Origin of the sequence: Coprococcus sp. AF99-45 (genome assembly GCF_027663865.1) — a bacterium.
Lineage (GTDB): Bacteria > Bacillota > Clostridia > Lachnospirales > Lachnospiraceae > Allocoprococcus > Allocoprococcus comes.
This window is the reverse complement of sequence record NZ_JAQDGZ010000028.1, coordinates 1-24,355: the sequence shown is the minus strand read 5'-3', so window position 1 is coordinate 24,355 and position 24,355 is coordinate 1. Positions and strand designations below refer to the sequence as shown.

The window sequence follows — 24,355 nt, the reverse complement described above, 5'->3', positions numbered from 1 at the left end:
TGGGGCGATGTGTGGGGATGTTCGTTATTGTATATGTAGAAGCTTTAAGACGTTAGATAATGTAAAACTTTCTGCTATGCAAAAAAAGAAGCCCTCACACAAGGACTCCTTCGTAAGTAGCGGGAACTGGATTTGAACCAGCGACACCGCGGGTATGAACCGGGTGCTCTAGCCAACTGAGCTATCCCGCGATATAAAATTTACAGCTTATGTTGTAATGGGACCGATAGGGCTCGAACCTATGACCCTCTGCTTGTAAGGCAGACGCTCTCCCAGCTGAGCTATGATCCCTCATCACATTTATGCGACTTGTTTAGTCTACTATTATTTTCTACAAATGTCAATACTTTTTTTAGTTTTTTTACAGATTTTCTCTTTTTCCGTCAGCATATCTCCCCCTTACTTCCTGCTTTCCAGACCATTACCTGTAGATTTCTTCCCAATGCTCTTTTGTCATAACATTCGTATGCTCGACCCGCACCTCATGTAAAAGCGGCACAGGAACTTCATTACAGGAATGATGATAAACAAATCCCAGCTTTTCCTGCACTCTTTTTGATTTCAGATTGCCATCATAATAAGCGCACCAGATTGTTGTCATGCCAAGATCTTCAAATCCACGTCTCAATAACTCTCTGGAAGCTTCCGGCATATAGCCTCTTCCCCAGAATGGCTGTCCAAGCCAATATCCAAGCTCGCACTCATCGTCACGCTTTGTTTTATTCGTGTATCCATTCAGTTTCAGTTCCACAGCACCTATCGCAATATTCTTTTCCTTTTCACAGATTGCGTAGCACTCTGCTCCATCAAATACATTTTTGATGACAGCTCTGCTTTCCTCCACGCTCTTATGCGGCGGCCATCCTGCAGCAGGTCCGATCTCCGGATCTTTTGCATATTCAAACAGACTTTCCGCATCTTCCTCTGTCCATTTTCTCAGTATTAATCTTTCGGTCTCCAGCATACTCTTCCACCTCAGTCTTTATATTTTAATTTTTAATAAATTTGTTTTCTTCAATTTCTATTCTATACGTTAATCTGTTGTCCCAGTATATCATAAGGATTTTATAGTTTCAACATTCCACATTTGCATGGTTATACGTAAAACGTATTTCAATAATTCATTTTTTCTATATATCGTCCTATTTATAGTTATTTTACACATTTCACCATATTCATTGACTAACTCATTCGTCATTTTGTACAATATTTTATATGGATAGCGACAAAATATATGGATACTAACAAATCGTCATTGTATAAAAGGAGGAAATGAAAATGGCTGATTATGAAAAAATGTGGGAAGATCTTGGGATGGATGTCAAAAATCATGACAATCTCTGTCAGGTTCTTCCGACAGCAGTTGGGGATGTATTTATGACACAGGAAAACCGTCCGAAAGCAATGGATTTCTGGGATATGGTCATTGCTGAGGTTCACGGTATCCGCCCGGCTGAATTAATTGAAGAGCAGAAAAAAGGACGTAAAGTATTCGGAACATTCTGCGTTTATGTACCGGATGAAGTAATCATCGCTGCAAATGGTATCGTAACCGGACTTTGCGGCGGTTCCCAGTTCTGGGTTCCGGACGGCGAAAAAGTCCTTCCGAAAAATGTCTGTCCGCTTGTAAAAGCTTCTGTAGGAGCAAGACTTGGACGCACCTGCCCATTCTTCCGTATCGCAGATATGTATGTCGGGGAAACTACCTGCGACGGCAAGAAGAAAGCTTACGAAATCCTTGGAAAAGACGTTCCAATGCATATTATGGACGTTCCACAGATGAAGCGTGAAAAAGATATTATCAAATGGAAAGAAGAAATTACAGATTTTGCAAAGATTGTAGAAGAATTTACCGGAAACAAAATCACACCGGAAAACCTTGCGGAAGCGATCAATATCTGCAATGAGAAACGTAAAGCTCTTCAGAGAGTTTATGACTGCAGAAAATCAAAATGTCTGCCGATTTCCGGACGAGATGCTCTGCTCATGACCCAGATTTCCTTCTTCGATGATCCGGTACGCTGCGCCCAGATGTGTAACCGTCTGGCTGACGAACTGGAACAACGAATCAAGGATGGTGTATCTGTTGTACCAGAAGGCACAAAACGTATCCTGATCACAGGAACGCCTCTTGCAGTTCCGAACTGGAAATTACATAACATCATCGAGACAAGCGGCGCTGCTGTTGTCTGCGAAGAGATGTGTACAGGAACAAGATATTTTGAAAATCTTGTAGACGAATCCGGTGAAACACTGGATGAACAGTTCATGAATCTGTCCAAACGTTACATGAAGACAAACTGTGCATGCTTCACACCAAATACAGGACGTATCGACGATATTCTCCGTATGGTCGACGAATATCAGGTGGACGGCGTCATCGACTGCAGTCTGATGTTCTGCTGCCTGTACGACACAGAAAAGCTTGCAGTTTCTGAAGCACTGAAGGCGAAAAATATTCCGGTACTCTCTCTGGAAACAGATTACACCGATAAAGATGCTGAACAGCTTCGTACAAGAATCGGAGCATTTGTGGAGATGCTGAATCAGTAAAATGGAAGAAAAAAATAAACATATCCGCTATTATATTCTCTTTGACAATCACACACAGGGCATGATGCTCCATGAGCTTCTGGATAAGCAAGGCCTTCCTAACCGTATTGCACCTGCCCGCGTGACACTGATGGCAAAGCTGCCTGCGGAATGGCGCTTCTGATCCATCCGGATGACATTGATGCCGTCAGAACATGCATCGAAGAGAATCATGCCGAATATGTAAACATCGTTCCATTGGAAAATCAGTTGCAGAAAAAGAGAGACCGATATTGTTAAATGCAGAGTATATGATAAATGAGGAGAGAGCAAAAAGCTCTCTCCTCATTTTGACTCATCATATTCAAAAACCGCTGAATCATCTCATTTTCAGCGGTTTTACAGGTATGGACCTGAGGGGAATCGAACCCCTGTCCGAAAGCTCTTCCATAAAGGCATCTCCCATCACAGTCATTCTTTTGACATTCCCTCCATAAGCCGCCGAACAACAGGCTGCTTACTTTAGTAGCTTCATAAATTCTTCCATTCCCTCAAAGCTTTGGAAACGAAGTGCCTCATCTGGTCGAAGCCGGTTACTTAAGCGATGAGAGACTCAAGGCCGACTGCTGCAACTAGGCAGCGTACGCTAAATTTTCGTCTGCGTTTATATTTAGTTGGAACTTTTAACGTAGTGTCCCGCTACGGATGGCTTCCTTGACTTCCGTGCCCCCGTCGAAACCAGTACAAGCCCTGGTTCTTGGAAGCCGTATCATCAAAAATACGCTTCTGCAAACAAGATCCGTTCAGAAGTCAACCTTCTGCCCTCCCATTTGCTCTATATATTATATGCGGACATCCAGGCTCATGTCAAGGCATCTCCGCATATAATTTACTCAATCTGTCATTTTACGCTTCTTTTGTCTTCCCCACTTCCAGCATTCCGCTCTTTGCAAGTGCCGGTCGCAGTGCATTGTAGATGATCACTACAACGATTGTAGAAAGGATTGCATTTACAAAGGTAGCAGCTGCGCTCCATTTTGCAAGAACCTCTGCCATCTGCTGCGGCTGTCCCAGAATGTACTGTTTGTAAAAGTATCCGACGATCGGATCTGCAATGACATTAAATGCAAGTCCGGCTACAGATGCCAGCAGGCTCCATTTGAAAATGTATTTCTTATCGGTACTTTCATTGATCTTTGCGATCTTATGCGCTACAAGTCCTGTGATCAGTCCGATGCAGAGCTTCAGGATAAATGTCTTCGGTGCTCCGGTAATATAGATCGGATCCATCACATCCGCGATTCCCATTCCGATCGCTCCTGCAAGTCCGCCGTACCAGCCGCCCAAAAGAAGTGCGGCAAGCACACAAAACGCATTTCCAAGGTGAATTGATGTTGCATCTCCTCCCGGCATCGGTATTTTAATCTGCAGATACGTAAAGATTACGTAGCAAAGTGCAGCAAACAGCGCTGTCTGTGCAATTTTCATAACGGTTGAATTTGTTTTCATAGTCTGTCCCATCCTTTCTTATTCCTTGTGAAACACTATAGTACATTGATTCATCAGGTTATTGAACATTGTACCGCGTCACTGTCTCTGTAAAAATATACAATTTTCACTTTTTTCAAGGGGACAGTTTTGTTTTATCCGAAATTGCGGATCTTGAATTCTCTTTCTGCCTCACGCTTCTGGTCTTTTTTCGCGATATCATCACGCTTATCGTATAGTTTTTTACCTTTTGCCAGTCCGATCTCTACTTTGACAAGACTCTTGCTGAAATACACCTTCAGTGGCACGATCGCCATTCCTTTTTCCTTGGTCTTACCGATCAGTTTGTTGATCTCCGATTTGTGAAGAAGGAGCTTTCTCACACGCAGAGGATCTTTATTGAAAATATTTCCCTTTTCGTATGGACTGATATGCATTCCATAGATGAACACTTCCCCATCCTCAATACGGATAAAGGATTCTTTGATGCTGCATTTTCCCATGCGGAGGGATTTTACTTCCGTACCTGCAAGTGCAATTCCCGCCTCATAAGTATCCAGGATAAAATAGTCATGATACGCCTTTTTATTGTTCGCAATCATCTTGCCCTGCGCTTTTGCCTTAGCCATCTTCTCTCTCCTCTTTTCTTTCCTTTACAAGTCTAAAATCAATGGTTCTTGATATCTCATCACAATCGATCATCTTCACACTCACCTTCTGCCCAAGCTTGTAGGTCTTTCTGTGATGGGAACCGATCATCTGATAATGTTCTTCATCGTAATCATAATGATCGTCCGTCATATTGGTAACATGCACCAGACCTTCTACGGTATTCGGAAGCTCTACATAGATTCCCCACTTCGTGATACCCGAAATAACTCCTTCAAATTCCTGTCCGAAGAAATTCCGCATATACTGTACCTTCTTAAGCTTCAGCGTCTCTCTCTCTGCCTCATCCGCACGGCGCTCTAAGGAGCTTGTCTCCATCGCCACCTCCGGCAGGATTTTTTCATAATGATGCCTCTTTGCATCGTTCATCCTGCCTCGAAGATTATCTTTGATAATCCGGTGGATCTGCAGATCCGGATAGCGCCGGATCGGTGAAGTAAAATGCGTATAATACTGGGTCGCAAGTCCGAAATGTCCGTCATTATCCGGCGAATATCTCGCCTGCTTCATCGAACGGAGTGCAAGCCTTGAGATCATGGCTTCTTCCGGAGTCCCCTCGATCTTATCCAGAAGCTTCTGAACTTCCTTTGGACGGATCTCCTGTCCTCCCTGCATATGCATGGTATATCCGAAATTCTGCAAAAATGTCACAAGTTTCTTCATCTTATCATCATCCGGTGTTTCATGCACACGGTATAAGAATGGAATCTCCTGCCAGAAATAATCCTCTGCAACCGTCTCATTTGCAACAAGCATAAAATCCTCGATAATCTTCGTTGCCACGTTGCGGTCGTAAGCCTTAATATCCACCGGCTCACCGCTTTCATTTAAAATAATCTTTGCCTCCGGAAAATCAAAGTCGATTGCCCCTCTTCTGTGGCGTCTTTCTCTCAAAATGTGTGACAGTTCTTTCATCAGTTCAAACATCGGGATCAGATCATGATATCGCTCGCATTCTGCCTCATCCCGATCCTCAAGAATCTTTTTCACACTGGTATAGCTCATGCGTTCATCCACATTTACCACAGTTTCTGCAATCTGGTGATCGACTACATTTCCCTTCGCATCAATAATCATGATACAGCTCAGTGCCAGCCGGTCCTCACCTGCGTTTAATGAACACATTCCATTAGACAGAACTCTTGGCAGCATCGGGATCACACGGTCTGCCAGATAGACACTGGTACCTCTTTTCAGTGCTTCCCGGTCAAGAGCGCTGTTCTCCTGCACATAATTGGTCACATCAGCGATATGCACGCCCAGAATATAACAGTCTCCCTCTTTTGTCAGAGTGATCGCATCATCCAGATCCTTCGCATCCTCGCCGTCGATCGTCACGGTCTGCCAGCTCCGCACGTCCTTACGTCCTGCCATATCAGCGGTCGTCACTGCCTTTGCCACACGCTCTGCCTGATTCAGTACCTTCTCCGGAAATTCGGTTGGCAGATCATATCCTTTGACAATCGACAAAATATCAACTCCCGGATCGGTCACATGCCCCAGGATCTCTACGATCTTTCCTTCCGGCTTCTTTCCATTCTCCCCATAAGAGGTCAGCTCTACCACAACCTTATGCCCGGTCACAGCTCCTTTAGAGCGCTCTGCCGGTACGAAGATATCCTGCAGGAAACGCTCATTATCCGGCACAACGAATCCGAAATTCTTCCGGCTCTGATAATAGCCGACGATCCGCTTGGTTCCCCTCTGTACGATTTTCGTGATCTTTCCTTCTCTTCGCATTCCTTCCGGTGCTTTGGTGATGACAACCTCTACCTCATCTCCCTGCATGGCACCGTTCATATCATCTTCTGAGATAAAGATATCTTCGCTCTCACCTTCCACAGTGACAAAGCCGAAGCCTCTCGCATTTGCCTGGAACATTCCACGCAGCTGCTTTGCCTCACCTTTGATGTATTTTCCTTTCTGTGTGACATGTACCCTGCCTTCTTTTTCCAGGTTGTCCATGACAGCTTTGAGTTCCCCTTTCTGATCTTTCGGGACCTGAAGCAGCATCGACAACTCTTTCAGCTTCATCGGCACATAAAATTCGTCACAGATAAATTCATAAATAATTTTCTTTCTTTTTTCAAATAATTCGTCCATCTCTTCTCCTGTCAAAAAAGGAACACCCTATAGATACTATAGAGTGTTCCTCATCTTCTTTCAATCATTCGTTATGCAAAAACTTTCAAGTTCAGGACTGCTGCAAGTACAATAAACAGAATTGCTAAAAACTTGGTAGACTTAACAAGTGCGCCTTCCATAGAACGTCCTTTGTTCTGTCCCCAATAAGAATCTGCCATACCTGCGATTGTTCCAAGACCTGCTGACTTACCTTCCTGCATCAATACGATTACTGTCAATGCGATACAATCTATTGCAAATAAAATTAAAAGTACTGTTTTTAAAATTTCCATTACTAATCACACCTCCTGATGGCTAAACCACTCATGTATTTTACCATAAATCTACTTCCGATTCAAGCAGATTTCATGGATTTCAGTCTTTATTTTACCAGTTTGCTTCCTTTCAGCTTCACAACACGGTCAATTCGGTTAATGGATGACATCCGGTAGGCATAAGCCCCCGACTCGAAAAGTGCATAAATGCTGCCACCGTCCTGATAGATCTGTTCCAGCCTCTCCGGAAACTTGATCGTCTTATAAGCTTCGGAGGTTGACAAGATTCCATATCTGGAATAGTTGAAGATCTGTACCTCCGATGGCAGGATCCCCCAGGATCTGGTAAGCAGGATCTTATTGTTGTAAAATGCCATTCCCTGCACCTTACCGGAAATTACCTGCATACTGACCGCATAGGCAACCGGCTCCGTCACGCCGACCGTCCGTTTCAGGTTCATGTCTTCTTTTTCATACAAGGTGCCGTCTGCATTGATCAGATATTTTTCAATGACACTGGCATTATCCTGTGTAAAGAATCCGACAAACAATGCGCCATCATGATACGTCATAAATGACGCCCGCTTGATCTTATAAAGGTTGTAAGACATATCGAATTCAATCGGATGATATCCGTCATCAAAGGAATAATTTTCCAGATGAGACAGTGTGATCGCATTTGCCTGCGCCCAGGTGGAACCCTGTCCTGTCACCCACAGGATCTGGTTCATCGTATCGTATGCCATTCCGCCCACATGGGCTTTGGTGTTCAGCACAATCTCTTTCACAAACCGTCTGCTTTCTTTGTCGATCACATAGATCACCGAATCATGTGCCTTTGTCTTACAATAAGCACTGACCAGAATATAATCCTCTGTAAATGCAAGTCCCTGTGGTGTCATGGATGTGCAGACTTCTGCTTCTCCGTCCCCTTTTACTTTCAGCGTCCTTGTTGACTTCAGTCCAGGCACAACATAAGTCCCGTAGTCATTGTCCACTTCGGCTTCATCGCACGCGTACTTATAAACAGTCTGGTTGCGCTTCAGCGTTTTCAGATACTGCTCCATCGTGTAAACGGAATCCGTATTCGTCACCTTCCGGTTTGTCTCCGGCTCCACCTCGGCTCTGTACTGGAATGCGTAATACCAGTAGCTTCCTCCGATGATTCCCACAACCAGAAGAATACTGATGATACTGCGGATATGTCCAAACATGGTCTTCTTTTTCCGGACCTTTTTCTTCTTTGTTTTTTTCTCTTCCTGTCTTACTTCCTCATTCTCAAGCTCTTGTTTATTCATTCATGCCCACTTCGTTTTTATATACTTTCTGTGTTGAAAATCCCCGTCCTCTGACCTCATTTACATTGCCAATGATCATAAATGCCTGCGGATCTGTCTCCTGCACGATCTGGTTCAGCCGCATCAGTTCACGGTTAGACACAACGGTAAGGATCATCGGCTGATCCTTTCTCAAATAACCGGTCTGCGTGTAGACCAGTGTAGTTCCTCGGTCAAGCTTCTCCTGGATCAGATGGTTCAGCTTCTCATACTCTCCGGAAATGATCTTGACCTGTGTTCTGGTCGATCCCATCAGAAGCACTTTATCCAGCATCACCGTGTAAATCAATACTAGAAGAATACCATAGATGATCTCTTCTTTATTGGTAAATACCATCTGGAAGATCAGAATCGCAAAATCAAATACATAGAGCATAACAGATACCGGAAGTCCGAATTTCTTATTCAGTACCAGCGGCGGGATATCCATACCTCCTGTTGATGCTCCGCATCTTATAACAACTCCGATTCCAAGTCCGATCATCAGACCTCCACAGATCGTTGAAAGCATCTTATCGTCTGTGACGTTCTGTAATACCGGAACATTCTCCAGTATTCCCAGAATGATCGGATAATAAAACGTACTGACCAGTGTAGTAAGTGCAAATTTCATACCAAGCACTGCGGCCCCCAGAAGAAACATCAGTGTGTTGAAGATCAGTACAAATGTATGGATCTGTAATCCAAAATAATGATTCACGGCAATTCCAAGCCCCGTGGTCCCTCCGGTAATGATATCATTCGGCAGGATAAACATTACAATTGCAAGTGCATATACTGTATTCCCCAATAAAATCAGACACAGATTCCTCATATTTGACATTTTCATATTACGCTCTCCTTGACATATGTATTTTGTCTGCAGATTTCCCCAATTTTCCACAATCCAATACTTTATAGTATACTCGGTGCATGTTTTTGGGACAAGGAATTTTTTTATTTTATTCTCTTTTTTCGTTTCATTTGGTATACTGTGATTAAAAAGACAGGTTTTGATTTTCCAGGAAAAGAGGTTATCAAATTATGGACAAGATCAGACAGTTACAGGACATGATTAACGAGAGCAACCGAATCGTCTTTTTCGGCGGTGCCGGCGTCTCTACCGAGAGTAATATTCCGGACTTCAGGAGTGCAGACGGACTCTACAAACAAAAGTACCGCTACTCACCGGAGCAAATTGTAAGCCACAGCTTTTTCATGCAGCATACGGAAGAATTTTATGATTTTTATAAAGAGAAAATGATGTTCCTTGATGCGAAACCAAATAAAGCACATCTGAAGCTTGCCGAGCTGGAAGCCGCCGGAAAGCTGACCGCCGTTATCACACAGAATATCGACGGACTCCACCAGGCTGCCGGAAGCAAAAATGTACTGGAGCTTCATGGAAGTATCCACCGCAATTACTGCATGCGTTGCAAAAAGCAGTACAGTGCACGTTTTGTAAAAGAATCAAAAGGAATCCCAACCTGCGACTGCGGCGGAACTATCCGCCCGGATGTAGTTCTCTACGAAGAAGGACTGGATAATCAGATTATCCAGAAAAGTATCCGCGCCATCTCAGAAGCAGATATGCTGATCATCGGCGGTACTTCTCTTGTGGTCTACCCTGCTGCCGGATTTATCGATTATTTCCACGGCAAATATCTGGTACTCATCAACAAGGATGCAACTGCCCGTGATGTAGGCGCAACTCTGACGATCCATGAGCCGATCGGAGAAGTATTAGACCGGATCCATGTATAGCCGGAGAATCCAAAAATCCTCTGCCTGCCCTTTCTAATGAAAGAGTGACAGAGGATTTTTCATTTTAACCGTTATACGTCTTAAAAAACTGATACAGATTGTCCAGTGCCTTTGTCAGAACCGGGATCTCTTCTTCATCCAGCGTCTCAACAACAGCTTCTACCATCTTCTTATGAAAATTCGCATGATGATGATATGCCTTCTCCCCTTTTTCCGTCAGCTGGATATTGACGATCCTCCGGTCTTCTTCGCTCCGGTGGCGGACTGCATACTTTTTATTGACCAGACTGTTCATCGAAGTTGTCAGTGATCCGACCGTGATTCCGAGCTTCTTCGCGATCGTGGACATATTATTCCCGGTCCCAAGTCCGATTGCTTCAATAATATGCATATCGTTATTCGTCAGATCCTTGAATTCTTCTGTGATCACTGCCTTTTCTTCTAATTCCCATATATCATTAAAAAGATGTACCAATATCTTATTGATGCTTTCGTATGCGTCCAATTCCCCTTCTTCTCCTTGCTGTGTCTTTTTCTAGTTCAATTATACACAGTCACCTAACAAAGAATCAATCACTTCTTTCACAGTTTCTATTTTTTCTGCTTTCCACACATCCGCTCCGCAGAACAGAAGTGCCTCTCCAATCTCACCTTTTGCCGCTTTGATCAGCGCTTCCGTGATACAGTATGGCACTTCCGCCGGGTTACAGTTTTTCAGACACCCAAGACATCTCTTAGGCTTCACCCTCTCTCCTGCCATTACATGACTGATAAATGGATTCTTAATTGCCCTTCCCGGCATTCCAACCGGACTTTTCACCAGAATGACATCCTCTTTCTTCGCATTCAGATAACTCTGCTTGTAACTGAGATCCGCATCGCACTCCCATGTCGTGACAAATCTTGTTGCCGCCTGGACTGCATCTGCTCCTAATGAAAAGGCATGCTCTGCCGCATCTTTATCCGAAATTCCTCCGGCTACTGCCACCGGGATATGCACCTGATATTTTTGGGCGTACTTTCTGACCACTGCCATGATCCTCTCGATTTCATTATCATAGCTTTCCTGTGTGTAAGTTTCCAGCTGCTCCCGGTCAAACCCCAGATGTCCTCCGGCTTTTGGGCCCTCGATCACAACCAGGTCTGCGGTTCTGGAAAATTTTTTATCCCAGTATTTTAAGATAACTTTCGCCGATTTTTCAGTCGATACGATTGGAGCGATCTTGGTACTGCTGCCCTCCACAAGTCCCGGCAGCTCGATTGGAAGCCCTGCCCCGGATACGATCAGATCTGCTCCGGCGTCCACTGCTGCTTTCACATGCTCGTCGTAATCTTTCAGTGCAACCATGATATTAAATCCGATCACACCATCCGGAGCCGTCTCTCTTGCTCTTTGAAATTCAGATCCAATTGCACGGATATTTGCCGCCCTTGTATTCGTTTCAAAATCCGGTTCACGAAATCCAATCTGTGCGGTTGAGATGATCCCGACTCCACCTTCTTTTGCAACCGCTCCGGCAAGCTGCCCAAGGCTCACACCGACTCCCATTCCCCCTTGAATGACCGGTCTTTTTACTTTCAAATCACCAATCACAAGTTCCGGTAATCCTTTCATTTTTCTTCTCCTCTTTCTACTACATCCTGCGGAATCTGTCATACCGCTTTTCGGTAAGTTCTTCCTTTGTCATTGCACCATATTTTTTCAAAAAAATACTGATATAATCATCCATCGGATCTGTCACTTCTGTAAATGTTTCCAGATTGAAGTTTTCCGGCTCCGGAATCACCCGTTCTACGATACCGGCTTTCAGGAGACGATCTGCTGTCAGCTTCATCACACCTGCCGCCTCTTTTGCGCGGCTGCTGTCCTTCCACAGGATACTTGCAAATCCTTCCGGCGAAAGAATGGAGTAAATCGAATTTTCAAGAAGCCACACTTCATCTGAAGTTGCCATCGCAAGGGCTCCCCCGCTTCCACCTTCTCCGATCACAACTGACAGGATCGGAACCTGAAGATTTGACATCTCAAATAAATTTCTTGCGATTGCCTCACCCTGTCCTCTCTCTTCTGCTTCCAGCCCGCAGAACGCTCCCGGCGTATCTACAAAACAGATGACCGGACGGTTAAATTTCTCTGCCTGTTTCATCAGACGAAGGGCTTTGCGGTATCCGTCCGGTGACGGCATTCCAAAGTTACGCTCGATATTTTCTTTTGTCGTGCGACCCTTTGCCTGCGCGATCACCGTCACCGGCATTCCGTGAAATCTTGCAATCCCGCCAATGATCGCCTTATCATCCTGGTAATAACGGTCTCCATGAAATTCCATAAAATCTGTAAATAATTCTTCAATGTACTCCGCACCGACCGGACGAGCCTTGTCTCTGGATAACTGCACCCGTTCCCATGGTGTCAGATTCCTCTGTACCGCCTGTGTTTCCTTTTCTTCTACTTCTGGCAAATCGTATGTACCCTGCTTATGCATTGCTACAATTTCCGCCAGTGTCTCCCTAAGACGCGGACGCTCCACAATCCGATCCACAAATCCGTGCTCCTGAAGAAATTCTGCCCTCTGGAATCCTTTCGGAAGCTTCTGCCCTATGGTCTGTTCAATCACACGCGGACCCGCAAAACCGATCAGCGCCCCCGGCTCGGCAAGAATGATATCTCCAAGCATGGCAAAACTTGCCGTTACCCCGCCGGTTGTCGGATCGGTCAGCACACTTACATATAAACAGCCTGCATCATGGTGTCTTTTCAGTGCCGCTGAAGTCTTTGCCATCTGCATCAGAGAGTGGATCCCCTCCTGCATTCTGGCGCCTCCTGAACAGGCAAATATAATAATCGGAATCCTCTCACTGGTTGCCTTTTCTACTGCACGGGTAATCTTTTCGCCGACCACCTTTCCCATGCTCGCCATCATAAACCGCCCGTCACAGACTGCAAGAACTACTTCATTTCCCGCGATCCTTGCTTTTCCGGTTACAACCGCCTCATCAAGCCCGGTCTTTTCCTGCAGTGCTTCTACCTTTTCTTCATAGCCTTTATAATGCAGCGGATTTCCTGAAGTCAGTCCCTTGTCCCACTCTTCAAAGGTGCCCGCATCTGCTACCATTTCAATCCGGTGCATCGCATGCACACGGAAATAATTCTGACATTTTGGACAAATATAATATCCATTCTTCACATCTTCTGTCAGAATGGCAGATTTGCAAACGTTACATTTTTTCAGAAGTCCCTCCGGAACTTCCGGTGCCATATGGGCAGGCTTTCCTTCGCCAAGAGATATATACCCTCTTCTGCTTGTTTTTTTAAACATATTTGACAGTTTCAAATTGCTTTACCTCCGCTTTTGTAGAGCTAACCTTGCCGATTCTTTGCTTCTTTTTCGGCAATAAATTCAATATCAAAATCTCCTGCCTGATACTTTGAATCATGCAAAATATCATATTGATAATCCACATTGGTATCAATGCCTTCTATAATTACTTCACCAAGTGCACTCTGCATCTTCCGGATCGCTTCAGTACGGTTCTTTGCAAATACGATCAGCTTTGCCAGCATATTATCATAATATGGCGGTACAGTGTATCCACTGTAAATTGCTGAATCAATCCGCACACCCTTTCCTCCCGGAAGGTACATATCGGTGATCGTTCCCGGACACGGACGGAAATTCTTTTCCGGATTTTCCGCATTGATCCTGCACTCAATGGCATGACCGGTCAGTTTTACATCTTCCTGCGTAAAGGAAAGCCGTTGACCGTCTGCGATCCGGATCTGTTCCTTGATCAGATCGATCCCTGTCACCCATTCTGTGACCGGATGCTCCACCTGGATTCTGGTATTCATTTCCATAAAATAAAATTTTCCACTCTTTTCCAGCAGAAATTCAATGGTTCCTGCATTTTCGTAATGCGCTGCCTTTGCCGCTTTTACCGCTGCTTCGCCCATTCTCCGGCGAAGCTCATCCGAAATCACGGCACATGGGGATTCTTCAATCATCTTCTGATGATTTCTCTGCACCGAACAGTCCCGTTCTCCTAAATGCACCACATTTCCATACTTATCCGCCATGATCTGAAATTCAATGTGCTTCGGATGCTGCACAAAATGCTCGATGTACATAGTGTCATCTCCAAAAGCTGCCTTGGTCTCTTTCTGTGCAGTACGGAATGCCATGTCAAATCCGGCTTCATTTTCCGCCACACGCATTCCTTTTCCGCCTCCGCCGAGAGCCGCCTTTACGATCACCGGATAGCCGATCTCTCTTGCAACTTCTTTTCCTTTTGCTGCATCATAAATCGCTTCCCGGCTTCCCGGAATGATCGGAACCCCGGCATTTGCCATGGTATTTCTCGCCTCGGATTTATTTCCAAGCCTGCTGATCACTTTCGAATCCGGTCCAATAAAAATGATGTTGCACTTCTCACAAAGCTCTGCAAATTTCGTATTTTCAGAAAGGAAACCAAATCCCGGATGGATCGCATCTGCTCCCGACACGATGGTCGCGCTGATGATCTGCTCCATATTCAGATAGCTTTCCGAAGATGGTGCAGGTCCGATACAGATTGCTTCATCTGCAAGCTGTGTATGCAATGCTTCTTTATCTGCTTCTGAATAAACTGCAACCGTCTCGATCCCCATTTCCCGGCAGGCACGGATGATCCGAACTGCGATCTCTCCACGGTTTGCGATCAATACTTTCTTAATCATCTGTTTCCGCCTTCCCGATCATCAGAGACAACTCTGCCTTTACTGCAACTTCTCCATCCACTGATGCAACAGCTTCTCCGATTACCAGTGGTCCCTTCTGACGAATAATTCTTGCTTCCAGTTTTAACTTGTCACCCGGAACAACTTTTCTGCGGAACTTGCAGTTCTTAATCCCACCAAAATAACCGAGCTTTCCTTTATTTTCTTCCTGCATCAGAACCGCTACTGCACCGACCTGCGCCAGTGCTTCTACGATCAGCACTCCCGGCATCACCGGCTCCTGTGGAAAATGTCCGGCAAAAAAGTCCTCTCTGTAAGTCACACATTTATAGCCAACTGCATATTCCCCCGGCTCGTAATCTTCGATATAATCTACCAGCAAAAACGGATGTCTGTGCGGAATGATTTTCTGAATTTCCTTGATTCCCAAATGTTTCATGCTTTTCGCCCTCCATCCAGCTATGCGATTCGGAATAATGGCTGTCCGTATTCCACAGTTTCTCCATTTTTCACGAGTACTTCCGATATCACACCGTCAAAATCACACTCAATATCATTCATCAGCTTCATCGCCTCTACGATGGCAACCGTCTGTCCTTTTGACACATGATCGCCAACTGCCACAAATGGTGCTGCCTCTTCCGACGGTGCTGCATAAAAGGTTCCAACCAGAGGGGATTTGATCAGCTGCCCTTCTGCTTCTTTTCCTTTTTCCGGTCCATCCTCCAACTTCAGTGCCAATACTGCATTACTCTGCGCTCCTGGCACGTTTTGTACTGTCGTCAGCTGTGCTGCCCCTGTACTGACAACCATCTGTTCTTTTTCTTTCTGTATTTTCAATTTCACACCGTTTTCTTCATACTGAAATCCTGTCAGGTCCGAATCTGAAACGGTCTGAATCAGTTTTACCAGATTTTCTAATTCCATCCTTCTACCTCTATCCTTCATACTTCTTCAAAAGAAGGGTTGCATTGTGCCCGCCAAATCCAAGGGAATTGGTGAGCGCACATTTGATCTCTTTTTCGACCGGTGCGCCAACTGCATAGTTCAGATCACATTCTTCATCACATTCCCTGGTTCCAACGGTCTGATGGATAAATCCATCCTGAATAGATTTTACAGTAACGATACACTCTACCGCACCTGCCGCACCAAGAAGATGACCGATCATGGATTTCGTTGAATTCACAACCACATCCTTTGCCGCATCGCCGAATGCTTTCTTGATCGCATAGGTTTCAAACAGATCATTATGGTGCGTGCTGGTTCCGTGTGCATTAATGTACTGTACTTCTTCCGGTGTCACGCTGCCCTCTTCCATCGCAAGCTCCATCGCCTTTGCCGCACCGCTTCCGTCTTCTGCTGGGGAAGTGATATGGTAAGCATCTCCGGTTGCCCCGTAACCTGCAAGCTCTGCGTAAATCTTTGCGCCTCTTGCTCTCGCATGCTCCAGCTCTTCCAGAACCACCACACCGGCTCCTTCTCCAAGAACAAACCCACTTCTGTCTTTATCAAATGGAATTGATGCACGCAGTGGATCTTCTCTGGTAGTAAGTGCGGTAAGTGCGGTAAATCCGGCAATCCCTGTCGGACAGATACAGCTTTCCGTACCACCTGCAAACATTACGTCCGCATCTCCGTACTGAATGGCACGAAGCGCATCCCCGATACAATTGGTTCCCGTTGCACATGCTGTAACGACATTTGTGCACTTTCCTTTAAGCCCAAGCTGGATCGATACATTTCCGGCTGCCATATTGGAAATCATCATCGGAACCATCAGTGGTGCTACCCTTCCCGGTCCCTTTTCCAGGATTGTCGTGTACTGCTTCTCGATCTGCTGCAGACTTCCAATTCCTGAACCGATGATCACGCCACAACGGTACGGATCCTCTTTTTCAATTTCAAATCCCGCATCCGCACACGCTTCCTTCGCCGCTGCAACCGCATACTGGGAAAATGTTTCCATTCTCTTCGATGCCTTGAAATCCATCCGTTCCTTTGCAACAAAGTCCTTGACTTCCGCTGCGATCTTCACTTTATATTCGGTTGTATCAAATTTTGTGATTGGACCGATTCCTACGGTTCCATTTTTGATACCGTTCCAGAATTCTTCTACTGTATTACCAATCGGGGTAATCGCTCCAAGCCCCGTAATAACAACTCTGCGCTTCATATTGCCTCCTTTGGTGTGTTGTTGACTGTTTCACTTTTTGATAAAATTTATCATCTTATAAGTATTTTTAGGTTAAGTTGAATGACAAACTGTACAAAAGATGTCATTCAAATTCATTTTTCGAGCAATGGAGATGAGACTCAAAGGATTGTGGAAGCCTTTGCTGACACAATCCTTGGTTTCAGAGGCTCATCGGAATGGTTTGCGAGTCTGAATTTGAAGGACATCTTTTGTACAATTTGTCCCTCAACCTTCTCTGCAACCATTTTTACATCACCATCCCCCCATCGACCTGCAGAACCTGCCCCGTAATGTAACTCGCATGCTCAGACGCCAGAAACGCCACTGCCTTCGCGACATCTTCTGGCTGTCCCATTCTGGCAAGAGGGATCTGACCTCTCATTTCTTCTTTGAGCTTATCGGAAAGAACTTCTGTCATCTCCGTTTCAATGAAGCCCGGTGCAACCGCATTAACCGTGATTCCGCGGGATGCCAGTTCTTTTGCCGCAGATTTGGTCATTCCAATAATTCCTGCTTTAGATGCAGCATAGTTTACCTGACCGGCATTTCCGCTGATTCCAACTACAGATGCAAGATTGATGATCTTTCCGCTTCTCTGCTTCATCATCTGTCTGGATGCAAAACGGATGCAATGGAAAGTTCCTTTCAGATTGACATCAATGACATCGGAGAAATCTTCTTCACTCATACGCATCAGCAGACCATCCTTTGTGATCCCTGCATTATTTACCAGAATATCGATTCTTCCAAACTGCTCGATCACTGCTTTTATAAATGCTTCACATCCCTCGTAATCTGCCACATTGCACTGCATACACTGGGCACATCCACCCTTTTCTACAATTTCATGTTTTACTTCATCTGCTTTTGCTTCAGAACCATTGTAATTGATCACAACTGTTGCTCCCTGTGCAGCCAGCTCCTTCGCAATTGCCTTTCCAATTCCACGGGACGCGCCGGTAACCACCGCGATCTGTCCTTCCAAATTTGCTCTGTCTGTCATATGCTTTTCCTTTCCATTGCCTGTTTTTTACACCAGTTCAGCAATTACTTTTTCCATATCTTCCCAGGTTTCGATATTATATACTTTGACACCTTTGTCGATACGCCGCATAAATCCGGCGAGTGTTTTTCCCGGTCCGATTTCCACAAAAGTGTCTACACCATCTTCAATCATAGTTCTCACACTTTCTTCCCATCGTACCGGTGAAGAAATCTGTTTTGCAAGAAGTGCCTTTGTCTCTTTGATATCCGTCACATATTTTGCCGTAACATTCGTCACATAAGGAATGGCAAGTGGTTCAAAATTTCTCTTCTCCATTTCCTTCGCAAGCTCTTCGCCTGCACTTTCCAGCATCTTTGAGTGGAACGGACCACTTACATTTAACAGAACCGCCCTTTTTGCTCCGGCTGCTTTTAAAGACTCTGCTGCCTTTTCTACCGCTGCGGTCTTTCCTGTAATTACAATCTGTCCCGGACAGTTATAATTTGCCACAGACGCACCCGGAATTTCTTCCGTCACTTTTTCAACCGTTTCTCCATCCAGTCCCAGGATTGCCGCCATGGCTCCTTCACCTGCCGGAACGGTATTCTGCATCAGAATCCCTCTTTTTCTCACAAGAGAAATGGCGTCTTTCGGCTGCATGCCTCCCGCTGCGCTGATCGCACAGTACTCTCCAAGGCTGAGCCCGGCTGTCACATCCGGTGTAAGACCTCTCTTTTCAATCTCGGCTGTCATTGCAAGACAGGCTGTTACCATGGCTGCCTGAGTGTATTCTGTCTGATCCAGCTGCTCATTTTCTTCAAAGCAAAGCTTTGTCATATCAAGTCCCAGCTCTGCTGTTGCTGTATCAAAAATCTCTTTTGCAAGTTCACTGTTTTCATAAAAATCTTTTCCCATACCGCACTTCTGCGCGCCCTGTCCCGGGAAAATGAATGCTGTTTTATTCATAAAATCCTTTGCCTCCGATCAGTGCATCCGTCTCACTTACCAGCTTTTGGATCAGGTCTTTACAGCTCATGATCTCTTTTACCATGGCTGCACTCTGTCCCGCCATTACGCTTCCGTTTGTCACATCTCCGTCTACAACGGCCTTTCTTAAGCCTCCAAGTGTAAGGTGCTCAAGTTCTTCAAAGGATGCACCGTTTTTCTCAAGGTCCAGATATTTTTTCGTCATTTGGTTGCGAAGTGCTCTTACCGGATGTCCTGTGCTTCTTCCGGTTACTCTGGAATCAATGTCCTTCGCTTTGATGATCGCATTTTTATAATTTTCATGTACGATAGATTCTTCGGTCGCAACAAAATGGGTTCCCATCTGTACGGCTTTTGCTCCCAGCATAAATGCTGCCGCAATTCCTCTTCCATCTGCGATTCCTCCGGCTGCGATTACCGGAATCTTCACTGCGTCTACAATCTGTGGAACCAGTACCATAGTCGTATTTTCTCCGATGTGTCCTCCGGATTCACATCCTTCCGCAACAACTGCATCTGCCCCGCACCGTTCCATTCTTCTTGCAAGTGCAACGGATGCAACCACCGGAATGACTTTAATTCCTGCTTCTTTCCACATTTTCATATATTTTTCCGGGCTTCCGGCGCCTGTCGTTACAACCTTTACGCCTTCTTCCGCTACTACTTTTGCCACGTCCTCTGCATAAGGACTTATCAGCATGATATTTACTCCAAATGGTTTATCAGTCAGCTTTTTTGCTTCTCTGATCTGTTCACGTACCCACTCAGCCGGGGCGCTTGCAGCCCCGATGAGCCCAAGCCCGCCGGCATTTGATACGCCGGCCGCAAGATGATACTCAGCAACCCAGGCCATTCCGCCCTGGATGATCGGATACTCGATTCCAAGTAATTCGGTTACTTCTGTTTTCATATTACAACCTCTTTCTGTCTGTGTTTTTGCGATTCTTATTTTTTCAGTCCTTCGATGTATGTTACAACACTTCCGATTGTCTTGAGATCACCGATTGCTTCCGTATCAATTTCCACACCAAATTCATCTTCAAATGTCATAACCATATCCATCAGATCAAGGGAATCTGCTCCAAGAGATTCAAAAGTTGTCTCCTCTGTGAGGTCTGCTGCGTTTACGTCAAGTCCTTCTGCTACGATTTCTTTTACTTTTTCTAACATGTTCTTAGTCTCCTTATTGTTTGATTATTTTTATATTTACCACTCTATGAGTGTGGCTCCCCAGGTGAGTCCGGCACCGAAGCCGCAGAGAACAATCTTCTGTCCTTTGTGGAAGCGACCGGTTTTGTTCAGTTCATCCAGGAGGATTGGGATGCTGGCGGATGATGTATTACCGTATTCTTCAATGTTGACCGGGAATTTTGCAAAGTCTGTTTTCATCCGTTTTGCCACAGATTCGATGATCCGTAAGTTTGCCTGATGCAGAACGAAAAGATCAATATCTTTCTCGGTCAGATCTGCTTTTTGCAGAAGTTCTCCGATGACTTCCGGCACTTTTTTTACGGCAAATTTGAAAACTGCCTGTCCATCCATGGATACATAAGTCTGTTTTTCATTTTCTTTGTCCTGCCAGTTTTTCTGCTGACGGCTTTCGCAGGCAAGTACCTGTCCTTTTGCTCCGTCAGAATGGGTAACTGCCGGAAAGATTTCACCTTCTTCTGCACAGATCACGGCTGCTCCTGCCCCGTCACCAAAAAGAATGCAGCTTCCTCTGTCTTTCCAGTTGACAATTCCGGATAGGGTTTCACTTCCGATCACCAGAATGTTCTGATACATTCCGGCTGCTATGTAAGCCTGCGCAGTATTGTAGGCATACACAAAACCGCTGCATGCGGCACTGATGTCGAAACAGGTTGCATTTACTGCTCCCAGCTCTTTCTGGACTTCGCAGGCAGTGCTTGGGATCACGGTGCTTGGCGTGATTGTAGATACCAGGATCAGATCCAGATCGTCTGCATTTAATTTTGCATCTGTAAGTGCATTTTTTGCCGCTTTTATCGCCATGCTGACTGTTGTATCTTCTTCTGCAATATGTCTGCGCACAATTCCGGTCCGTTCACGGATCCATTCATCATTCGTCTCCACAAACTTCGCGAGATCATTGTTGTCGTAATAATGCTCCGGTATATAAGAACCGGTACCGCATATCCTTCCTCTCATGGTTGTTCTCTCCATTTATTTTTGTTTTAAAATCTTTTTCGTTTAAAATATTTTTATATTCAAACTATTTGATAATATAACATAATCGGAATGATTTGACAAGAGGGAAATTTTTTTGTTTGACGCGAGGGGCAAATGAATGGAAAAGAAGAGTTCCTGTTCTCTTCTTTTCCATTCATCTGCCATTCAAATCGGTACAAAAATGACGCGCTTTAGTCTCTGTATTTTCTGTTCTGAGTACAAAAAATCCTGCGGTTTTGCCAATTCAAAATCGCAGGATTTTTCTTATTCTGTAACTTCCTGATATGCCTCTTTCGTCTGTTCTCCGCTCCGGCGGATCCCAGCAAACAAAGATCCGGATATATTATGCCATACACTGAAGATCGCCCCCGGAAGCGTTGCCAGTGGATTTGCCACGAAATTGGCAGTTGCAAGGGAGATTGCAAGTCCACTGTTCTGCATTCCGACTTCGATGGCAATGGCAGTTGCCTTATCGTACTCAATATGTAAAATTTTCGCTGCGCCAAGTCCGATTCCCATTCCGCAGAGATTGTGAAGCATCACAACTCCGAGAACCAGAAGTCCGCAGCTTAAGATTTTTTCTGCATTGACGGCTACAATTCCGCTGATGATCATTACGATCGATACAACTGAGATCAGTGGCAGAATCTCTGATATTTTCTGGATCTGCTTCCCCCAGACCCAGTTGATCAGAATTCCCAGAAGTACCGGAACCAGAACAACCTTTACTACAGAAATTACCATTGCCCAGAAGGATACCTCTACCCAGGCTCCGGCGAGTACATACACCAGAAGTGGTGTTACAATCGGTGCCGCAAGAGTTGATGTGATCGTCATTCCGACAGAAAGCGCCACATCACCTCCGGCAATATAGGTGATCACATTGCTTGCCGTTCCACCCGGGCAGCAACCAACCAGGATCACGCCAAGTGCCAGATCTGTCGGCAGCTGCATAACCTGACACAGGATCCACGCGATCACCGGCATGATCGTGTACTGTGCGACGAATCCGATCAGGATTTCTTTTGGTCTGGAAAAGACTCTTTTGAAATCGTCCATCTTGATCGTAAGCCCCATGCCGAACATGGCAACTCCGAGAAATACAGAAGTGTAGCTCGTTGTCCACGCAAAGCCGTCACGCCAGAAGAATGCAATGACGGAAAAACAGATAATGATGACCCCGATATATTTTGTAAGAAAAGAGCTGACCTTTCCCACTTTTTTCATTCTGTTTTCCATAGGCTATACCTCATAGCTGAAATTGTCGATTAGCCTTGTTTTTCCAATATAAACTGCCATGGCAACCAGAACATCTTTTTCCACACTCTCGACCGGCTGCATATCCAGTGCATCTACCATGGATACATAGTCGATCTTTGCAAGCGGCTCTGCTTCGATCACTGCGCGCATCTTTGACAGAATTTCTTCTGCCTTAATTCCCTTGCAGATCGCCTCCTGACCGGTTTTAACGGCTCTTGAAAGGCACAGTGCAGCCTTTCTCTCTTCTGCGCTTAAATAGGTATTTCTGGATGATTTGGCAAGTCCGTCTTCCTCACGGATGATTGGGCAGCCTACGATCTGGATATCAAAATTCAAATCCTGCACCATCTTGCGGATGATTGCAAGCTGCTGTGCATCCTTCTGTCCAAAATAAGCTCTGTCCGGTGCTACAATATTGAATAATTTGGAAACAACCGTACATACCCCTTTAAAATGGATCGGTCTTGTCTTTCCGCAAAGGGTATCAGATAACATATCAATACTTACGTAAGCATGTGGATCATGATACATATCCTTCGGTTCCGGATGGAAGATCAGATCTGCTCCAAGGCTCTCACAAAGCTCACTGTCACGTTCAAAATCTCTCGGGTATGCTTCCAGGTCTTCTGTCGGTCCGAACTGTGTCGGATTGACAAAATCGGATACCACAACGATATCGTTTTCCTCACGGCATCTCCTTATCAGGCTTGCATGCCCTTCATGTAAGAATCCCATGGTCGGTACAAGACCTATGGTTTTTCCTTCTTTTTTCCAGTTCTTAACTAATTTTCTTGTCTCTTCAACTGTTGTTGTTGCCTGCATGATAATTCTCCTCTTTATAATAAATTCGGAGATAGCCTCTTGTTCTGAATTCAACAAATTTCATTTTGTTTTTAGATTCCTTATTTTTCCTGGTCTTTCAACAACCCATGTTTTTCATAATTTGTCACACGGCTGATCTTATTTTCATCATCCACGAAAACAACTTTTGGTTTATGTTCTTTGGCTTCTTCTGCCTCATAATTTGCATAACACATGATAATAACCTTATCACCTGTACTTACACATCTTGCCGCAGCGCCATTTAAGCAAATCATTCCGCTTCCACGCTTACCACAGATCGTATAAGTTTCAAATCGGCTTCCGTTATTCACGTCCACGATCTGAACCTTCTCATATTCCATAATTCCTGCTGCCTCCAGCAGTTCCTCATCAACGGTAATACTTCCCACATAATCTAATTCTGCCTGTACTACCGTAGCACGATGAATCTTTCCTTTTAGCATCTCAACTGTCATGTCTTACTCCTTTTCTGTCCGGAAACACAAAAATAAGCATAAACATAGAGTGTAACCATGCTTTTTTCCATAATTCCAAATTATTATATGAAAAAAGCATCATCAAGGTATACTTCTCCCTGCAAATGCTTCTGCTATTCTTCGTATTCCCTGAGTCTTATTTTACCTCTTAATAAATATAAGCTCCTTCTCCGTCACCTGTTGACGGAAACGATTTCGATATGAAATTGTTGTGATTCAGTCAGAGTATAGTTTTGTAGTTTTCAAATACTACCTCCGCGGATATTATTGCACCTTGACAAGAGATTGTCAATCCAATGTTCTCATGTATTTAATTCAAGACATCTGTGCGGAAGATGGGGCGCAACTCGTCCGGTGGACGAGTGCTCTGCGCCGACCGTAGCGGAGCGAAGACCTGAACTCTGGGTTCAGGGATCGCTTCGGTACAATAAAAGAAAACCTTAAGCAAATCATCCGAGGTTTCTTTTATTATGCGGAAGATGGGGCGCAGCTCGTCCGGTGGACGAGTGCTTTGCGCCGACCGTAGCGGAGCGAA

General features: G+C 45.0%; 25 protein-coding genes, 2 tRNA genes, 1 other RNA gene and 1 pseudogene. 3 read left to right on the top strand and 26 right to left on the bottom strand.

Translation table 11 applies throughout. The annotated features are described in order from the left end of the window. Positions 1-117 precede the first annotated feature (117 nt). The 3 genes from PGR14_RS14545 to PGR14_RS14535 all read right to left on the bottom strand — a co-directional run bounded on the left by PGR14_RS14545 (position 118) and on the right by PGR14_RS14535 (position 964). A tRNA-Met gene (locus PGR14_RS14545) sits at positions 118-191 on the bottom strand. A gap of 27 nt (positions 192-218) precedes the next feature. After that, positions 219-291 (bottom strand) — tRNA-Val (locus PGR14_RS14540). 130 nt (positions 292-421) lie between these two features. Beyond that, positions 422-964, bottom strand: coding sequence for a GNAT family N-acetyltransferase (locus PGR14_RS14535; protein ID WP_270223628.1), 543 nt, complete (start codon positions 962-964; stop codon positions 422-424). Between the two features lie 314 nt (positions 965-1,278). Between PGR14_RS14535 and PGR14_RS14530 the strand changes: the two genes are divergently transcribed. Beyond that, positions 1,279-2,553: a double-cubane-cluster-containing anaerobic reductase gene (locus tag PGR14_RS14530; protein ID WP_173685660.1), complete on the top strand. Its 1,275-nt coding sequence runs from the start codon at positions 1,279-1,281 to the stop codon at positions 2,551-2,553. 1 nt (position 2,554) lies between these two features. Next, positions 2,555-2,832: pseudogene (locus PGR14_RS16300) on the top strand (DUF3343 domain-containing protein). A gap of 105 nt (positions 2,833-2,937) precedes the next feature. Here the strand turns inward: PGR14_RS16300 and ssrA are convergent. The 7 genes from ssrA to PGR14_RS14490 all read right to left on the bottom strand — a co-directional run bounded on the left by ssrA (position 2,938) and on the right by PGR14_RS14490 (position 9,254). Further along, positions 2,938-3,283: a transfer-messenger RNA gene (gene ssrA / locus PGR14_RS14520) on the bottom strand. Between the two features lie 155 nt (positions 3,284-3,438). Continuing rightward, positions 3,439-4,041: an ECF transporter S component gene (locus PGR14_RS14515; protein ID WP_044999095.1), complete on the bottom strand. Its 603-nt coding sequence runs from the start codon at positions 4,039-4,041 to the stop codon at positions 3,439-3,441. Between the two features lie 134 nt (positions 4,042-4,175). After that, positions 4,176-4,649 (bottom strand): SsrA-binding protein SmpB, encoded by a 474-nt coding sequence (gene smpB, locus PGR14_RS14510; protein WP_055156322.1) that lies wholly within the window; start codon positions 4,647-4,649, stop codon positions 4,176-4,178. Next, positions 4,642-6,792, bottom strand: coding sequence for a ribonuclease R (gene rnr, locus PGR14_RS14505; protein WP_270223625.1), 2,151 nt, complete (start codon positions 6,790-6,792; stop codon positions 4,642-4,644). The genes smpB and rnr overlap by 8 nt, the downstream gene beginning before the upstream one ends. A gap of 71 nt (positions 6,793-6,863) precedes the next feature. Then, a complete protein-coding gene (gene secG, locus PGR14_RS14500) occupies positions 6,864-7,106 on the bottom strand; it encodes a preprotein translocase subunit SecG (RefSeq protein WP_008372776.1) in 243 nt (80 codons plus the stop codon). Between the two features lie 89 nt (positions 7,107-7,195). Further along, entirely contained in the window at positions 7,196-8,386 is a 1,191-nt protein-coding gene (locus PGR14_RS14495) for a YncE family protein (protein ID WP_008372774.1), read from the bottom strand. Next, positions 8,379-9,254 carry a YitT family protein gene (locus tag PGR14_RS14490; protein ID WP_022220144.1) on the bottom strand — a complete coding sequence of 292 codons (876 nt, stop codon included), beginning with the start codon at positions 9,252-9,254 and terminating at the stop codon, positions 8,379-8,381. The genes PGR14_RS14495 and PGR14_RS14490 overlap by 8 nt, the downstream gene beginning before the upstream one ends. Positions 9,255-9,448: 194 nt before the next feature. On the opposite strand from PGR14_RS14490, the gene PGR14_RS14485 reads away from it, so the two are divergent. Continuing rightward, positions 9,449-10,168 carry an NAD-dependent protein deacylase gene (locus PGR14_RS14485; protein ID WP_022220145.1) on the top strand — a complete coding sequence of 240 codons (720 nt, stop codon included), beginning with the start codon at positions 9,449-9,451 and terminating at the stop codon, positions 10,166-10,168. Between the two features lie 64 nt (positions 10,169-10,232). Here the strand turns inward: PGR14_RS14485 and PGR14_RS14480 are convergent, their stop codons facing one another. The 16 genes from PGR14_RS14480 to PGR14_RS14405 form a co-directional block, all read right to left on the bottom strand. After that, entirely contained in the window at positions 10,233-10,673 is a 441-nt protein-coding gene (locus tag PGR14_RS14480) for a MarR family winged helix-turn-helix transcriptional regulator (RefSeq protein WP_008372762.1), read from the bottom strand. Positions 10,674-10,712: 39 nt separating this feature from the next. Further along, positions 10,713-11,783, bottom strand: coding sequence for an NAD(P)H-dependent flavin oxidoreductase (locus PGR14_RS14475; protein ID WP_055156318.1), 1,071 nt, complete (start codon positions 11,781-11,783; stop codon positions 10,713-10,715). Positions 11,784-11,802: 19 nt separating this feature from the next. Continuing rightward, positions 11,803-13,500 carry an acetyl-CoA carboxylase carboxyltransferase subunit alpha gene (locus PGR14_RS14470; protein ID WP_082421081.1) on the bottom strand — a complete coding sequence of 566 codons (1,698 nt, stop codon included), beginning with the start codon at positions 13,498-13,500 and terminating at the stop codon, positions 11,803-11,805. 26 nt (positions 13,501-13,526) lie between these two features. Next, the gene (locus PGR14_RS14465; RefSeq protein ID WP_008372754.1) at positions 13,527-14,882 is read right to left on the bottom strand and encodes an acetyl-CoA carboxylase biotin carboxylase subunit; all 1,356 of its coding nucleotides are present in this window, start codon (positions 14,880-14,882) and stop codon (positions 13,527-13,529) included. Next, positions 14,875-15,321 carry a 3-hydroxyacyl-ACP dehydratase FabZ gene (gene fabZ / locus PGR14_RS14460; RefSeq protein WP_008372752.1) on the bottom strand — a complete coding sequence of 149 codons (447 nt, stop codon included), beginning with the start codon at positions 15,319-15,321 and terminating at the stop codon, positions 14,875-14,877. Before fabZ ends, PGR14_RS14465 begins: the two co-directional genes overlap by 8 nt. Positions 15,322-15,341: 20 nt before the next feature. Beyond that, positions 15,342-15,809 (bottom strand): acetyl-CoA carboxylase biotin carboxyl carrier protein, encoded by a 468-nt coding sequence (gene accB / locus PGR14_RS14455; RefSeq protein WP_270223621.1) that lies wholly within the window; start codon positions 15,807-15,809, stop codon positions 15,342-15,344. A 10-nt stretch (positions 15,810-15,819) separates the two neighbouring features. Further along, positions 15,820-17,058 carry a beta-ketoacyl-ACP synthase II gene (fabF, locus tag PGR14_RS14450; RefSeq protein ID WP_022220150.1) on the bottom strand — a complete coding sequence of 413 codons (1,239 nt, stop codon included), beginning with the start codon at positions 17,056-17,058 and terminating at the stop codon, positions 15,820-15,822. A gap of 268 nt (positions 17,059-17,326) precedes the next feature. Then, on the bottom strand, positions 17,327-18,082 hold the full coding sequence (fabG, locus tag PGR14_RS14445; RefSeq protein WP_055156314.1) for a 3-oxoacyl-[acyl-carrier-protein] reductase: 756 nt from the start codon (positions 18,080-18,082) through the stop codon (positions 17,327-17,329). Between the two features lie 27 nt (positions 18,083-18,109). After that, on the bottom strand, positions 18,110-19,030 hold the full coding sequence (gene fabD / locus PGR14_RS14440; protein WP_008372746.1) for an ACP S-malonyltransferase: 921 nt from the start codon (positions 19,028-19,030) through the stop codon (positions 18,110-18,112). Further along, positions 19,023-19,961: an enoyl-[acyl-carrier-protein] reductase FabK gene (fabK, locus tag PGR14_RS14435; RefSeq protein ID WP_008372744.1), complete on the bottom strand. Its 939-nt coding sequence runs from the start codon at positions 19,959-19,961 to the stop codon at positions 19,023-19,025. Before fabK ends, fabD begins: the two co-directional genes overlap by 8 nt. Before the next feature lie 35 nt (positions 19,962-19,996). Further along, positions 19,997-20,221 carry an acyl carrier protein gene (locus tag PGR14_RS14430; RefSeq protein ID WP_008372743.1) on the bottom strand — a complete coding sequence of 75 codons (225 nt, stop codon included), beginning with the start codon at positions 20,219-20,221 and terminating at the stop codon, positions 19,997-19,999. 36 nt (positions 20,222-20,257) lie between these two features. Continuing rightward, on the bottom strand, positions 20,258-21,220 hold the full coding sequence (locus tag PGR14_RS14425; RefSeq protein WP_195601940.1) for a beta-ketoacyl-ACP synthase III: 963 nt from the start codon (positions 21,218-21,220) through the stop codon (positions 20,258-20,260). Positions 21,221-21,505: 285 nt separating this feature from the next. Then, entirely contained in the window at positions 21,506-22,480 is a 975-nt protein-coding gene (locus PGR14_RS14420) for a bile acid:sodium symporter family protein (protein WP_055261763.1), read from the bottom strand. 3 nt (positions 22,481-22,483) lie between these two features. Continuing rightward, positions 22,484-23,323, bottom strand: coding sequence for a pantoate--beta-alanine ligase (gene panC / locus PGR14_RS14415; RefSeq protein WP_270223620.1), 840 nt, complete (start codon positions 23,321-23,323; stop codon positions 22,484-22,486). 80 nt (positions 23,324-23,403) lie between these two features. Next, positions 23,404-23,799, bottom strand: a complete 396-nt coding sequence (panD, locus tag PGR14_RS14410) for an aspartate 1-decarboxylase (RefSeq protein ID WP_055156306.1) — start codon at positions 23,797-23,799, stop codon at positions 23,404-23,406. A 331-nt stretch (positions 23,800-24,130) separates the two neighbouring features. Then, on the bottom strand, positions 24,131-24,355 hold a 225-nt coding region (locus tag PGR14_RS14405), incomplete at its 5' end, for a hypothetical protein (protein ID WP_270223619.1).

Bases quoted from the DNA above. Each gene is read 5' to 3' on its own strand.
- PGR14_RS14515 (WP_044999095.1), bottom strand. From the start codon at position 4,041: ATGAAAACAAATTCAACCGTTATGAAAATTGCACAGACAGCGCTGTTT.
- fabD (WP_008372746.1), bottom strand. From the start codon at position 19,030: ATGAATAAAACAGCATTCATTTTCCCGGGACAGGGCGCGCAGAAGTGC.
- accB (WP_270223621.1), bottom strand. From the start codon at position 15,809: ATGGAATTAGAAAATCTGGTAAAACTGATTCAGACCGTTTCAGATTCG.
- PGR14_RS14420 (WP_055261763.1), bottom strand. From the start codon at position 22,480: ATGGAAAACAGAATGAAAAAAGTGGGAAAGGTCAGCTCTTTTCTTACA.
- PGR14_RS14485 (WP_022220145.1), top strand. From the start codon at position 9,449: ATGGACAAGATCAGACAGTTACAGGACATGATTAACGAGAGCAACCGA.
- PGR14_RS14495 (WP_008372774.1), bottom strand. From the start codon at position 8,386: ATGAATAAACAAGAGCTTGAGAATGAGGAAGTAAGACAGGAAGAGAAA.
- secG (WP_008372776.1), bottom strand. From the start codon at position 7,106: ATGGAAATTTTAAAAACAGTACTTTTAATTTTATTTGCAATAGATTGT.
- PGR14_RS14430 (WP_008372743.1), bottom strand. From the start codon at position 20,221: ATGTTAGAAAAAGTAAAAGAAATCGTAGCAGAAGGACTTGACGTAAAC.
- PGR14_RS14465 (WP_008372754.1), bottom strand. From the start codon at position 14,882: ATGATTAAGAAAGTATTGATCGCAAACCGTGGAGAGATCGCAGTTCGG.
- fabG (WP_055156314.1), bottom strand. From the start codon at position 18,082: ATGACAGACAGAGCAAATTTGGAAGGACAGATCGCGGTGGTTACCGGC.
- PGR14_RS14425 (WP_195601940.1), bottom strand. From the start codon at position 21,220: ATGAGAGGAAGGATATGCGGTACCGGTTCTTATATACCGGAGCATTAT.
- panC (WP_270223620.1), bottom strand. From the start codon at position 23,323: ATGCAGGCAACAACAACAGTTGAAGAGACAAGAAAATTAGTTAAGAAC.
- fabZ (WP_008372752.1), bottom strand. From the start codon at position 15,321: ATGAAACATTTGGGAATCAAGGAAATTCAGAAAATCATTCCGCACAGA.
- PGR14_RS14535 (WP_270223628.1), bottom strand. From the start codon at position 964: ATGCTGGAGACCGAAAGATTAATACTGAGAAAATGGACAGAGGAAGAT.
- rnr (WP_270223625.1), bottom strand. From the start codon at position 6,792: ATGGACGAATTATTTGAAAAAAGAAAGAAAATTATTTATGAATTTATC.
- panD (WP_055156306.1), bottom strand. From the start codon at position 23,799: ATGACAGTTGAGATGCTAAAAGGAAAGATTCATCGTGCTACGGTAGTA.
- PGR14_RS14530 (WP_173685660.1), top strand. From the start codon at position 1,279: ATGGCTGATTATGAAAAAATGTGGGAAGATCTTGGGATGGATGTCAAA.
- PGR14_RS14490 (WP_022220144.1), bottom strand. From the start codon at position 9,254: ATGAAAATGTCAAATATGAGGAATCTGTGTCTGATTTTATTGGGGAAT.
- PGR14_RS14475 (WP_055156318.1), bottom strand. From the start codon at position 11,783: ATGAAAGGATTACCGGAACTTGTGATTGGTGATTTGAAAGTAAAAAGA.
- fabK (WP_008372744.1), bottom strand. From the start codon at position 19,961: ATGAAAACAGAAGTAACCGAATTACTTGGAATCGAGTATCCGATCATC.
- smpB (WP_055156322.1), bottom strand. From the start codon at position 4,649: ATGGCTAAGGCAAAAGCGCAGGGCAAGATGATTGCGAACAATAAAAAG.
- fabF (WP_022220150.1), bottom strand. From the start codon at position 17,058: ATGAAGCGCAGAGTTGTTATTACGGGGCTTGGAGCGATTACCCCGATT.